This window comes from Marinovum sp. E3 (assembly GCF_055755275.1).
Genome location: NZ_CM146908.1, coordinates 1,801,154 through 1,813,112 on the forward strand (window position 1 = coordinate 1,801,154; position 11,959 = coordinate 1,813,112).

Annotated in this window: 13 protein-coding genes and 1 tRNA gene; 8 read left to right on the forward strand and 6 right to left on the reverse strand. The window is 65.2% G+C overall.

All coding sequences use genetic code 11. From position 1 onward, the window contains the following. Window positions 1-180: 180 nt before the first annotated feature. Window positions 181-1,242, forward strand: coding sequence for a calcium-binding protein (locus tag AC0J5K_RS08810; protein WP_074835614.1), 1,062 nt, complete (start codon window positions 181-183; stop codon window positions 1,240-1,242). Window positions 1,243-1,290: 48 nt separating this feature from the next. Here the strand turns inward: AC0J5K_RS08810 and pyrH are convergent, their stop codons facing one another. Continuing rightward, window positions 1,291-2,031: a UMP kinase gene (pyrH, locus tag AC0J5K_RS08815; RefSeq protein WP_074835613.1), complete on the reverse strand. Its 741-nt coding sequence runs from the start codon at window positions 2,029-2,031 to the stop codon at window positions 1,291-1,293. A gap of 126 nt (window positions 2,032-2,157) precedes the next feature. Here pyrH and miaA point away from each other — a divergent pair, with 126 nt between their 5' ends. The 3 genes from miaA to thpR all read left to right on the forward strand — a co-directional run bounded on the left by miaA (window position 2,158) and on the right by thpR (window position 4,635). Further along, entirely contained in the window at window positions 2,158-3,045 is an 888-nt protein-coding gene (gene miaA / locus AC0J5K_RS08820) for a tRNA (adenosine(37)-N6)-dimethylallyltransferase MiaA (protein ID WP_074835611.1), read from the forward strand. 98 nt (window positions 3,046-3,143) lie between these two features. Then, window positions 3,144-4,058 (forward strand): AraC family transcriptional regulator, encoded by a 915-nt coding sequence (locus tag AC0J5K_RS08825; protein ID WP_274565500.1) that lies wholly within the window; start codon window positions 3,144-3,146, stop codon window positions 4,056-4,058. Between the two features lie 7 nt (window positions 4,059-4,065). Continuing rightward, complete coding sequence (thpR, locus tag AC0J5K_RS08830; protein WP_274565444.1) at window positions 4,066-4,635, forward strand: RNA 2',3'-cyclic phosphodiesterase; 570 nt, start codon at window positions 4,066-4,068, stop codon at window positions 4,633-4,635. A 5-nt stretch (window positions 4,636-4,640) separates the two neighbouring features. Here thpR and AC0J5K_RS08835 read toward each other — a convergent pair whose 3' ends face one another. Then, entirely contained in the window at window positions 4,641-5,240 is a 600-nt protein-coding gene (locus AC0J5K_RS08835) for a lytic transglycosylase domain-containing protein (protein WP_274565443.1), read from the reverse strand. Between the two features lie 168 nt (window positions 5,241-5,408). On the opposite strand from AC0J5K_RS08835, the gene AC0J5K_RS08840 reads away from it, so the two are divergent. Continuing rightward, window positions 5,409-5,918 (forward strand): single-stranded DNA-binding protein, encoded by a 510-nt coding sequence (locus AC0J5K_RS08840; RefSeq protein WP_048531701.1) that lies wholly within the window; start codon window positions 5,409-5,411, stop codon window positions 5,916-5,918. Between the two features lie 113 nt (window positions 5,919-6,031). Here the strand turns inward: AC0J5K_RS08840 and AC0J5K_RS08845 are convergent, their stop codons facing one another. Next, entirely contained in the window at window positions 6,032-6,442 is a 411-nt protein-coding gene (locus AC0J5K_RS08845; protein ID WP_048531699.1) for a SufE family protein, read from the reverse strand. 118 nt (window positions 6,443-6,560) lie between these two features. Between AC0J5K_RS08845 and AC0J5K_RS08850 the strand changes: the two genes are divergently transcribed. Further along, on the forward strand, window positions 6,561-7,067 hold the full coding sequence (locus AC0J5K_RS08850) for a hypothetical protein (protein ID WP_048531698.1): 507 nt from the start codon (window positions 6,561-6,563) through the stop codon (window positions 7,065-7,067). Window positions 7,068-7,117: 50 nt separating this feature from the next. On the opposite strand, the gene rnd is transcribed toward AC0J5K_RS08850, so the two are convergent. The 3 genes from rnd to purM form a co-directional block, all read right to left on the reverse strand. Further along, window positions 7,118-8,275, reverse strand: a complete 1,158-nt coding sequence (rnd, locus tag AC0J5K_RS08855) for a ribonuclease D (RefSeq protein ID WP_048531697.1) — start codon at window positions 8,273-8,275, stop codon at window positions 7,118-7,120. Window positions 8,276-8,356: 81 nt separating this feature from the next. Further along, a complete protein-coding gene (gene purN, locus AC0J5K_RS08860; RefSeq protein WP_048531694.1) occupies window positions 8,357-8,938 on the reverse strand; it encodes a phosphoribosylglycinamide formyltransferase in 582 nt (193 codons plus the stop codon). After that, entirely contained in the window at window positions 8,935-9,987 is a 1,053-nt protein-coding gene (purM, locus tag AC0J5K_RS08865; RefSeq protein ID WP_074835604.1) for a phosphoribosylformylglycinamidine cyclo-ligase, read from the reverse strand. Before purM ends, purN begins: the two co-directional genes overlap by 4 nt. A 111-nt stretch (window positions 9,988-10,098) precedes the next feature. On the opposite strand from purM, the gene AC0J5K_RS08870 reads away from it, so the two are divergent. Together AC0J5K_RS08870 and AC0J5K_RS08875 are read left to right on the forward strand one after the other, a co-directional pair. Then, window positions 10,099-10,175, forward strand: a tRNA-Ile gene (locus AC0J5K_RS08870). A gap of 182 nt (window positions 10,176-10,357) precedes the next feature. Continuing rightward, complete coding sequence (locus AC0J5K_RS08875; protein WP_074835602.1) at window positions 10,358-11,959, forward strand: two-component system sensor histidine kinase NtrB; 1,602 nt, start codon at window positions 10,358-10,360, stop codon at window positions 11,957-11,959.

The following is an 11,959-nucleotide window of genomic DNA, read 5'->3' on the forward strand; positions in this document are numbered from 1 at the left end:
GGTTCAGGCGATATTTCCCGGGTCATAAGACATTGGATCGCCGATGTATAGCGCTCTTGGCCGGCCATCGCGACGCGCCCGGCACCGCCGGCGCGATTGACAGGTCGGACCCGGCTCCGCATTATTCCGGCACGACACCGAATTTCTATTATCCCTTGTTTTGACAATTTGAGGTCTCCAATGGCGACGATATTCGCAACCGAGTCAATTGGCCTTGACGGGCTGTTTCAATTTTCCCCTCTTCCGTATGCGCATGTCGGCGGCCCCGGGAATACCACCTGGACCGGCAACGGCTATGACAACACCTATGCCGGAGGGCTGGGCGATGACATGCTCTACGGCCTTGGCGGCAACGACAACCTGTACGGCAACAGCGGCAACGACACGCTGTTTGGCGGTCCAGGGAACGATTTCCTGAGCGGCTATTCCGGATTCGACGAGATATTCGGCGCGGCCGGAAATGACACCCTGCGGGGCGGCGACGGGGCCGACGATCTGTCTGGCGGCGACGATCACGACTGGCTCTCTGGTGGGCGCGACAACGACTTTTTGTCAGGCGGCTTCGGCAACGATACGCTGTATGGCAATACCGGCCGCGACACCATCGAAGCCGGCGCCGGCGACGATTACATCAGCGGGCATTACGGCCACGACCTGCTACTCGGCCACAGCGGCGACGACACCATCCTGGGCGGGCGTGGCAACGACCGGATCTACGGCCATGCCGGCGACGACTGGATCAACGGCGGATCGCTGGATGATTCCATCAATGCCGGCTATGGCGATGATTTCGTGCTGGGCGGTCTCGGCAACGACACGATCACCGGCGACTGGGGCGACGACTCGCTTTACGGCAACAGCGGCGACGACGATCTCTCGGGTGGCGGCGGCGCCGACTACCTGAGCGGTTTTTCCGGCGACGACAGCCTCTATGTCGGCGACAGCGATACCGCCTCGGGCGGCACCGGCGAAGATCATTTCTATTTCGGCTTTGGCACCGGCACCTCTGTGATCACCGATTTCGAGCTCGGCGAAGACCAGATTCACCTGCGGTATGACGAGTTCACCGGTTATGTCGGCGGCACGCTCGACCGGGCCGCGCAGGTGGGCGACGACGTGGTTCTGACCCTGGAATGGACCGACGTCTGGGAACCGGACCAGCGGTTCACCCAGAGGATCGTGCTCGAGGATTTCTCGATCGACGACGTCAGCAGCGAGATCTTTGGCTGGTCCTGGGCGTGAGCTGCAAGGGGGGCTGTCCCGGCCCCCCGCCGCATGTCGGCGCCGGCCTCAGGGGCCGACCTTGGTATAGGTGCCCTCGCCCGCGAGGATGCCGCGGAAGCCGCCCGGCTCGTCCAGCGAAAAGACGATGATCGGCAGCGAGTTGTCGCGTGCCAGCGCGATTGCCGAGGCATCCATCACGCCGAGATGTTTTTGCAGCACCTCGTCATAGCTCACCTGGTCATAGCGCACCGCGTCGTCGTGCTTGACCGGATCCTTGTCATAGACGCCATCGACCTTGGTGCCCTTGAAGATCGCCTGGCAGGACATCTCGTTGGCGCGCAGGGTGGCGGCGGTGTCGGTGGTGAAATAGGGGTTGCCGGTGCCGGCGGCAAAGATGCAGACCCGCTTCTTCTCGAGGTGGCGCACGGCGCGGCGGCGGATGTAGGGCTCGCAGACCTGATCCATCGGAATCGCCGAGATGACGCGGGTAAAGACGCCGAGACCCTCGAGCGCCGATTGCATCGCCAGGGCGTTCATCACCGTCGCCAGCATGCCCATGTAATCGGCCGTGGTCCGTTCCATCCCCTGGGCGCTTCCCTGCAACCCGCGGAAAATGTTGCCGCCGCCGATCACCATGCAGATCTCGACCCCCAGGGCATGGACCGATTGCACCTCGCGGGCGATCCGTTCGACGGTGGGCGGGTGCAACCCGTAGCCCTGGTCGCCCATCAGCGCCTCGCCGGAAATTTTCAGAAGGACGCGTTTGTACTTGGTGGCGCGGGCATCGGTGTCGGTGGCAGCAGACATGGTGTACTCCGGTGAGGCGGCTGGCTAAATTGGCGGCAAAATGTCGGAAAACACGGGGCAGTTCAATGCAGCATTCGGGGGAAAGACAGATCCCTTGCACCTCTCTTGCATCAGCGGGGCCCTTGCATGCGCCTTGACCTTGCCAATCTCTCGCCCGAGCGCTCGGTTCTGATCGCCGGCCCCACCGCCAGCGGCAAATCGGCCCTGGCGCTGGAGATCGCCGAGCGCCAGGGCGGCGTGATCGTCAATGCTGATGCGATTCAGGTGTTCGAGAACTGGCGCGTGCTGACCGCGCGCCCGGGGGCCGAGGATCTGGCCCGTGCCCGGCATGTGCTATACGGCCATGTCGCCTGGGACGCGGCCTATTCCGTCGGCCACTGGCTGCGCGAGGTGGCGCCCCTGCTGAGCGGGCCCGAACGGGCGATCATCATCGGCGGCACCGGGCTCTATTTCGCGGCGCTGACCGAGGGGCTGGCCGAGATTCCCGCCACCCCGCCCGAGGTGCGCGCCGAAGCCGATGCCCGACGTCTGGACCAGGGGCATGACGCGCTCCTGCCCGAGATCGATCCCGAGACCCGTGCGCGGCTCGATACCCGCAACCCGATGCGGGTGCAGCGCGCCTGGGAGGTGCAGCGAGCCACCGGCCGGGGGTTGGCAAGCTGGCAGGACGCCACGCCGGAGCCGCTGCTGCCCTTGGCGCAGGCCCAGGCGCTGCGCGTCGATGTCGAACGTGACTGGCTCAATGCCCGCATCGCGCGGCGTTTCGACCTGATGCTCGCGCAGGGGGCGCTTGACGAGGCCCGCGCCAACCTGGCCCGCTGGGATCCGGCGCTGCTCAGCTTCAAGGCGATTGGCGCCCCGGAGCTGATTGCGCATCTGCACGGCGAAATTCCGCTGGAAGATGCGCGGGAAAAGGCCACAATCGCCACCTGTCAGTTTGCAAAACGCCAGCGCACATGGCTACGCTCGCGCATGAAAGCGTGGCAGGGAGTGGAGGCGGCGGCTTTGTGCTGAGAAACGGGATTTCCCTTGCGAATGGCGCTGCGGCGCGGCATCAACAGGTGTCTGACCTGAAAGCCTCCAGTGACCGAAAGGACCGGCGTGGCGTGACGATGCAACGATCAGAGCCTGTCGAGGCGCAGACCGCGAAGCCGGCCCTGCCGCTTCGCGTGGTGACGCTTGCCCAGATGACACCGGGCGGCAGCTGGCAGGCCAGCCTGCCCCATGCGCGCGACGATCACCTGCTGGTCTGGATCACCCGCGGTCAGGGCCGCGCCACGATCCGCGGCATCCGTCGCGGCATCGGCGCCAACAACGTGCTGTATCTGCCGCGTGGCACGCAATTCGCGCTGGAAACCGGGCCGCAGTGTTTCGGCCAGGCAATCCTGATCGAAGATGGCGACTATCCGCTTCTACCCGACGCGCCGCAGCACCTGCGGCTCCGCGATGTCCAGGCGCAGGGCGATCTGACGGGCATCGTCGAAATGCTGCAACGCGAGCTGGCCTCGCAGCAGCCGCTACAGGCCGAGGCGCTGGTTGCCCGCTTCAATCTGGCGGCCGTCTGGCTGCGGCGGCAGATGCTGGCGATGTACGACGAGGGCGACAAGGTCTCGCCGGCGCTGATGGGGCGCGAAACCGCCGGGCAGCGCCTGTCGCGCCGCTTTGCCGATCTGCTCGAGGCCGAATTCCGCAGCGGTCGCAACATGGCCGATTACGCCACCCTGCTCGAGGTGACGCCCACCCATCTGACCCGGGTCTGCCGCGAAAATGCCGGGCTGACCGCCGCCGACATGATAACCCAGCGGGTGCTGCATGAGGCGCGGATGCTGCTGATGCGGCCGGAGCCGCCGGTGCAGAACGTGGCCGGACATCTTGGCTTTGGCTCCGCCGCCTATTTCTCGCGCTTCATCCAGCATCACACCGGGCAGCCGCCGTCGGCGCTGCGCCGCACCGCGCTGCACGAGGGCGGCTCGCGTCCGAAACCGGCGCCGGGGCCGCTGTTCCGTCACCACAGCGGCGGAGGCTGAGCCGCCGATGCGGCTGTTCGTGGCACTGCCCCTGCCCGGGGAGGCCCGCGATGCGCTGAGCGATCTGCAAACGGGCCTGCGGGTGGGCCGGCAGGTGGGGGCGGATCAGTTTCACGTCACCCTGGCCTTCTTTGCCGAGGTCGCGCCGCAGCAGCTCGCCGATCTGGACGCGGCGCTCGAGGAGATCCGCGCCTGGCCCTTCGACGTGGCGTTTTCCGGGGTGGATATCTTTGGCGGCAGCAAACCGCGCCTTGTGGCCGCCATGGTGCGGCCTTCGCCAGAGCTGGAAACGCTGCACCGCGCGGTGCAGGGCGCGGCGCGGCTGGCCGGGCTTCGCCCCGAGCGCCAGAAGTTCAAGCCGCATGTGACGCTGGCGCGCTTTGGCGCGCGACCGCCCGCCGGGCTGGCCGACGAGGTGCAGCGCTACCTGTCAGACACAGCGCGGGCCGAGATCCCGGGTTTTGTGGCGCAGGGCATCACCCTCACCCGGTCGACCCTGGGCGGCGGCGCGCCGGTCTATGACGATCTGGCCGTCTATCCCTTCCGGCCCCTGCCCGACGGCTGGGCCGATCTCTGAGGCACTCAGCTGCCCCAGATCACTTTCACGTAGTTCCGGGTTTCCCGGTAGGGCGGAACGCCGCCGTATTTCAGCACCGCACCCGGCCCGGCGTTATAAGCGGCGAGCGCCAGCCGCCAGGAGCCAAAGGCATCATATTGCTGCTTGAGATAGCGCGCGCCGCCGCTGAGGTTTTGCGCCGGATCCTCGCGGTTCACGCCGAGCCTGCGGGCGGTGCCGGGCATCAGCTGCGCCAGCCCATAGGCGCCCTTGTGGCTCAGTGCCTCGGGGTTCCAGCCGCTTTCCTGCTGCACCAGCCGAAGGAACAGATCCTCGGGGACGCCATGGGCGCGCGCCGCATCGCGGGCCATGCCGGAATAGACCCCTTTGTACGCGCCGGTGTAGCGCTGGTTCGGTCCCTGCCCTGCGTCATCCCATTTGGTCGGGGTCACCACCTTGGGCGGCTGCAACCTGACCGAATTGTTGTATTGCTGGGCGGCGCGACGGTCGAGCACGCCGGTCTTGGATTTGAAGAGATTGGCCTGGCCCTTGGTCGAGATCGTTTCGGCCTGGCCGGCGAGCGGCAGAAGAGCCGCCGCAAAAGCTACGCATAGCACCTTGCGCATACACACTGTCCCCACGTCGTTTTGGCGCAATATACCCAAAATTCCGGATTCGGCCAGACCGGCACCCGTTTGCCATTTATCAATCATGATCAGGTGAGGTAGGCTCCGCCGAACTTCGCCGCCGGATTCGGAATTCGGCGCAATCAGAACGTGCAACTTGGGGGCAATATGGCCGGGTCAGTCAACAAAGTCATTCTCATCGGAAATCTCGGGCGCGACCCGGAAGTGCGGACCTTTCAGAATGGCGGTAAGGTCTGCAATCTGCGCATCGCGACCTCCGAAACCTGGAAGGATCGCAACACCGGTGAACGCCGCGAGCGCACCGAATGGCATTCGGTCGCGATCTTCAACGAAGGGCTGGTGCGCGTCGCAGAGCAATATCTGCGCAAGGGATCAAAGGTTTACCTCGAAGGTCAGCTTCAGACCCGCAAATGGCAGGACCAATCCGGCCAGGATCGCTATTCCACCGAGGTGGTATTGCAGGGCTTTGGCAGCACCCTGACCATGCTCGACGGTCGCGAGGGCGGCGGCGGTGGTGGCGGCTTTGGTGGCGGCGGCCAGGGCAACTACGGCGGCGGCTATGACAGCGGCCCGCAGGATCAGGGCTATGGCGGTGGCGGCAGCCAGGGCGGCGGAAACCCGCCCAGCCGCGACATCGACGACGAAATCCCGTTCTGACACCAGGGCCGGCCAAGCGCCGGCCCTTTTCTTTTGCAGCAGTCTCGGCCGCCTGCACCGCGCTTCCGACCGAGGGCCCGCGGCGTTCCGGCGGGCAAACCGTCGCCGGTGTCTCAGGCGACTTCCGCCGCCCGGTCCCGGATACGCTCGACCATCGCCCGCAGCCCGTTCGAACGCTGCGCCGACAGGTGATCGTTCAGCCCCAGCCGCGCCAGCTCGCCGCCGGCGTCGACGCCCGGCACCTCGGACACCGGCAGCCCGTTGTAAAGCGACCGCAGCACGGCAATCAGACCGCGCACGATCATCGCATCGCTGTCGCCATCGAAATGAAACGCCCCGCCCTCGGGGCGGATGTGCAGCCAGACCTGGCTGGCGCAGCCCTCGACCTTGGTGGCGGGCACCTTGAGCGCTTCGTCGAGCGGGGCCATGTCGCGGCCCTTCTCGATGACGTAGCGATACCGGTCTTCCCAGTCCTCGAGGAATTCGAAATCCTCGACAATCTCTTCAAATGCAGCGCTGGCCATAACCCCTCCGATGCAACTGTTCCTCACCTATGCAGCCAAATGCCAAAGGTCCAGTCGCAATCGCTTTTCAACCCGCGGCCAATGCGCTAACCCAAGGCAACGACAAAGGGAGTGGCCCATGCGCAAACTGGTTCTGGCATCACTGGTGGTGGCGACGTCGCTGGCGGGCTGTGCCGCGGTGCGCGACTCCCGGGTGAATCCGGCCAATTGGTTCGGGCGCAGCGAGACCGTCGCCACCCCGCCGGCCGAGAGCGAGGTGAACACGCTGATCCCCGAGCGGCGGGCGTTCTTTGGCAAACGCGACGCACCGCCCTATGAAGGCGCGCTGGTGGAACAGGTGACCGAGTTGCATATCCGCCAGGTGGCGGGTGGCGCCGTGGTCGAAGTTTCGGGCGTGCTGACCTCGATCGAAGGCTATGATGTGCGTCTCGTCGCGCTCGAGGAGGCCGAAGCCGGCAGCCTGAGCTATGAGTTCCGCGCCGTCCAGCCGCGCTATGGCGAGGGCGTGGGCAATGCCCATGCGCGCGCCGTCACCGCCGCCATTCGCCTGACGGAACAAGAGCTTGCCGGCATTCGGACAATCCGCGTGGTGGCCCGCGACAACATCCGCAGCGCCAGCCGTTAATCCCGGGGGGTCACGGGATCAGGGGGCGCCGCCCCCTTGCCCGGTGATTGTCAGAGTTCGACGATCTGCACATCGTTGCCGCGCACCGTCAGCGCGACCTGACCGGCGCACAGCCGCAGCGCATCCCGGCCAAAGACCTCGTGCCGCCAGCCGCGCAGCGCCTGGACGTCGCGCAGCCCGGCGGCAAGTGCGTCGAGATCCGCCGATGGCGCCACCAGCCGCGAAGCCACGTCGCTGGCCTCGGTCTTGGCCTTGAGCAGCACCCGCAACAGATCAGCCAGCGCCGGATTGACTTGCAGCTTTTCGCGCGAGCGATCGATCTGCGGCATCTTGTCGGGCGGACAGTTCAACCCGGCCTGCACCGCGGCCAGGATGCCTTCGGCAATCTCGCCCCGCCGCGCCTCGCGCAGCAGCAGCCGGGACCGGCCCAGATCGGCGACCGAGCTCGGCTTGGTCGAGGCCAGCTCGAGCATGGCATCGTCCTTGAACACCCGGTTGCGCGGAATGTCCTTGGTCTGGGCATAGGATTCGCGAAACCGCGCCAGCTCGCGCACGATGGCCAGGAATTTGGGCGTCGTGGTGCGGGTGCGCACCCGCTGCCAGGCCTCTTCCGGCCGCATGATATAGGTTTCCGGGTCTTCCAGGATCGACATTTCCTCTTCCACCCAATGGGCCCGGCCGGTCTTTTCCAGTTTGGCGGCGAGGAATTCGTAGATCGTGCGCAAATGCGTGACGTCGGCCAGCGCGTATTTCTGCTGCGCCTCCGTCAATGGCCGGCGCGACCAATCAGTAAACCGCGAGGTCTTGTCCAGCCCCTTGCGGGCAATCGCCCGCACCAGCTTTTCATAGCCCACCTGTTCGCCGAAGCCGCAGACCATGGCGGCGACCTGGGTGTCGAACAGCGGATGCGGGATCACCCCGGCATCGACAAAGAAGATCTCGAGATCCTGCCGTGCGGCGTGGAACACCTTGACGACATTGCCATCCCGGAACAGTTCGTACATTGGATCGAGCGACAGCCCCTCGACCAGAGGATCGATCAGCACGGCATTGCTGTCGTCCTTGCCCGGCATGGCCATCTGCACAAGACACAGCTTGGAATAATAGGTCCGTTCCCGGAGGAACTCCGTATCCACGGTGACATACGGTTCCTGACGCGCGGCGGTGCAGAATTCGGCCAATTCCGCGGTCGTCGTAATAATACGCATAGGCGCCCTTTTTTATTTTATCGCGCTCCCTCAAAGCCAGCATATGAGCTAAAAACCGGGATGAAAAGAGCGTGCGACGGCTTATACGCGACGGAATTGCGTGCAGAATTGGCGCAATACCGCCGGATAAAGCCTGTGTTCCTCTACCAAAACGCGCGCCGCAAGGCTCTCGGGCGTGTCGTCCGGCGCGATCGAGACCTCTGTCTGGCCCAGGACCGGCCCGTCATCAAGCTCTGGCGTCACCAGATGCACCGAACAGCCGGCCTCGGCATCGCCGGCGGCCAGCGCCCGCGCATGGGTGTCGAGCCCCTTGTATTTCGGCAGCAACGAAGGGTGGATATTGAGCATCCGGCCCTGCCAGCGGGTGACGAACTCCGCCGTCAGCACCCGCATGAAGCCAGCCAGGCAGAGGATGTCGGGGCGGGCCGCCTCCAGCGCCGCCTGAAGCTCGGTCTCGAATCCGGCCCGGTCCTTGCCGAAGGGACGATGATCGACCACCGCCACCTCGATCCCGCGCGCCCGCGCCTTGTCGAGCCCGCCGGCATCCGGCCGGTTCGACAGCACAAGGCAGGGCCGCGCCGGATGATCGCCCGTCATGCTGTCGACCAGCGTCACCATGTTCGATCCGCCACCGGAAATCAGGATGGCGACGCGCAGGCTCATGCAAGCGCCCCGCGATAGGTCACGCCGGCGCCCTCGGTGACGTGGCCCAGCGCATGCACCTGTTCGCCGGCCTCGATCAGCACCTTGATGATCTCGCTGGCGCGGTCGGCCTCGACCACCAGCACCATGCCAATGCCGGAATTGAAGGTCTTGAGCATCTCGGCCTCGGCCAGACCGCCGGTCTCGGCCAGCCATTTGAACACCGGCGGCAGATCCCAGGAATCGAGATCGATCTCGGCGCCCTGCCCCTCGTTCAGCACCCGTGGCAGATTTTCCGTCAGCCCGCCGCCGGTGATATGCGCCAGCGCATGCACGCCGCCCGCGCGCACCGCCGCCAGCGCCTGTTTGACATAGAGCCGCGTCGGCCGCAGCAGCGCCGCGCCCAGCGTGCCCTCGCCCCAGGGGCAATCGTCGTCCCAGCCCAGACCGGAGACCTCGACGATCTTGCGCACCAGGCTGTAGCCGTTGGAATGCACGCCGTCGCTGGCCAGGCCCAGCAACACATCGCCCGCTTTTACCCCCTCGGGCAAGGCCGTGCCACGCTCCATCGCGCCGACCGAGAAGCCGGCGAGATCGAAATCGCCTTCTGGATACATGCCGGGCATTTCCGCCGTCTCGCCGCCGATCAGCGCGCAGCTCGAAAGCGCGCAGCCCTCGGCGATGCCTTCGATGATCCGCGCGGCGGTTTCGGTCTCGAGCTTGCCGGTGGCGAAGTAGTCGAGGAAAAACAGCGGCTCGGCCCCCTGGCACACCAGATCGTTGACACACATGGCAACGAGGTCGATGCCAACGCCATCCACCTCGCCGGTGTCGATGGCAATGCGCAGCTTGGTGCCCACGCCGTCGGTGGCGCCGACAAGGATCGGATCTTCGTAGCCCGCGGCTTTGAGATCGAAGAGCGCGCCAAAACCGCCCAGCCCCGACATCACGCCGGGCCGCGCCGTGCGCTTGGCGGCGGGTTTGATCCGCTCGACAAGGGCATTGCCCGCATCGATATCCACACCGGCCTGGCTGTAGGTCAGCCCGCTCTTGCCCGTCTCAGCGCTCATCGCCCGCTCCGTCCTGTCACTTGGTCTGCGCCCGGTTAAAACATCGCGTCGACAGGCGCAATCTGAAAGCCTTGACCCTGCCGGCGTGGCTGGATACTCCAAGCGCAAGGCGGGCCTGTAGCTCAATTGGTTAGAGCAGAGCGCTCATAACGCTTTGGTTGCGGGTTCAAGTCCTGCCGGGCCTACCAAGCCGTCTTGCTGATGGACTTGCCTTCGCCGATCCCCTGCTGCTGCCATATTTGCTTTCGCGAGTGGCCTGAGTTGACGTAACGTCAATCGCATGACGTGCACGATTTTTTCCCTTTTCTCCTCCTGATTGATATATTCATCCGCACCATCTCAAAGCGGTTTGCACGATGTTTGTCGTTTCATGAAACTCGCAATTATCCGCCAACGCCTGCCGTCCGTGGCGCCGACGCTGGCCACGGCAGCGGCGATCGAGGTCGGTCACCTTGGCAACTTTCAGTTGCCGATTCCGTTTCTGCTCTTGATCGCAAGCATGATGTACGCCGGCACCACCGGAGGCCGGATCGGCGGCATGCTGTCGGCGGCGATCTGTAGCGTGATGCTGCTGCACGGGCATGTCAGCGGCTTTGGACCGCAGATGATCATCGCCTCGCTACCGCTCACCCTGGCCTCGATCGCGATTTTCGCTACCATGGGCTATTTCGTCGGCCGCATCGCCGATCAACGCGATGCGCTGATGGAAAAACGCCTGGAGGCGCAGCGCCGCGACCAGGAACAGCCCCTGTTGCTGGCCGCCAAGGTCGCCGGGATGGGCTATTACATCTGGGACACCGTAAACGACCTGCCGGTGGTGGTCTCCGAACAGCACGCCCGCAATCACGGCGCCAGCGTCGAAGCCTTCCTGGCCACCGCGGCCTCTGTCGGGGGCGCAATCGGCCTGGTGCATCCAGACGACCGGCAGCGGGTGAAGGAAGGCTGCCGCGAGGTATTGAAAGGCGTGCCGGTGACGCTGGAATACCGTGTTCCCGTCGGCGACGAGACGCGATGGATCCGGGCCAGCGTGGAACCGCAGACAGACGACTGCGGCAATGTCGTACGAGAGGTCTGCGCCTCGCTCGACATTACCGAGCAAAAGACCAACGAACGCATTTTTGCCGAGGCGCAACGGCTTGATGCCGTCGGGCGTTTGACGGCTGGAATTGCCCATGACTTCAATAACATACTGACCGTTGTTACAGGAAACGTCGAACTGTGCCGCCTGGAGAGCGACAGCGCTGATCAACGCGAGCTCCTGACCCAGGCGCTTGACGCTACCGCCCGCGGGGCCAAGCTCACGAAACAGCTTCTGGCCTTTGGCCGCCGTTCCGTGCTGGCGCCAGAAGCGCTGGACGCCAATCGCGTGATCAACCGGCTGGATGGGCTGTTCCGGCGCACCCTGCCTTCGACGATCCGCGTTGAAACCCAGTTGGGGCGCGATCTGGGCCCGGTCAAGGCCGATCGCACCCAGCTCGAAAGCGCGCTGTTGAACCTTGCTATCAATGCGCGCGACGCCATGCCCGACGGCGGCGAGCTTATTGTGACAACCCGCAGCCAGACGATCACCGAGGCCGAGCCAACCGCGGGATTGGAGGCGGGCACCTATGTCGTCATTTCGGTCGCCGACACAGGAACCGGCATCTCGGAAACGGCGCTGGAGCGGGTGTTCGAACCGTTTTATACAACGAAGCCAATCGACAAGGGTTCGGGGCTCGGGCTGCCGATGGTCTATGGGTTCGTGATCCAATCCGGCGGCCATATCACGCTCAAGAGCCAGCCGGGGCATGGCACACAGGTCGAGATGTTCCTGCCCCGCGCCACCAGCGAGTTGGAAACCGCCCCTGACGACGCGCCTGCGCCCGCATCCGAGGCAGTTTCTTCTCCGGTCGATCTGCCTGAAATGGGCCTTCTGATCGAAGACCCCGCGGCCTGGCAAAAGACGGCACAGACCCGCCGGGCCCCACAATGA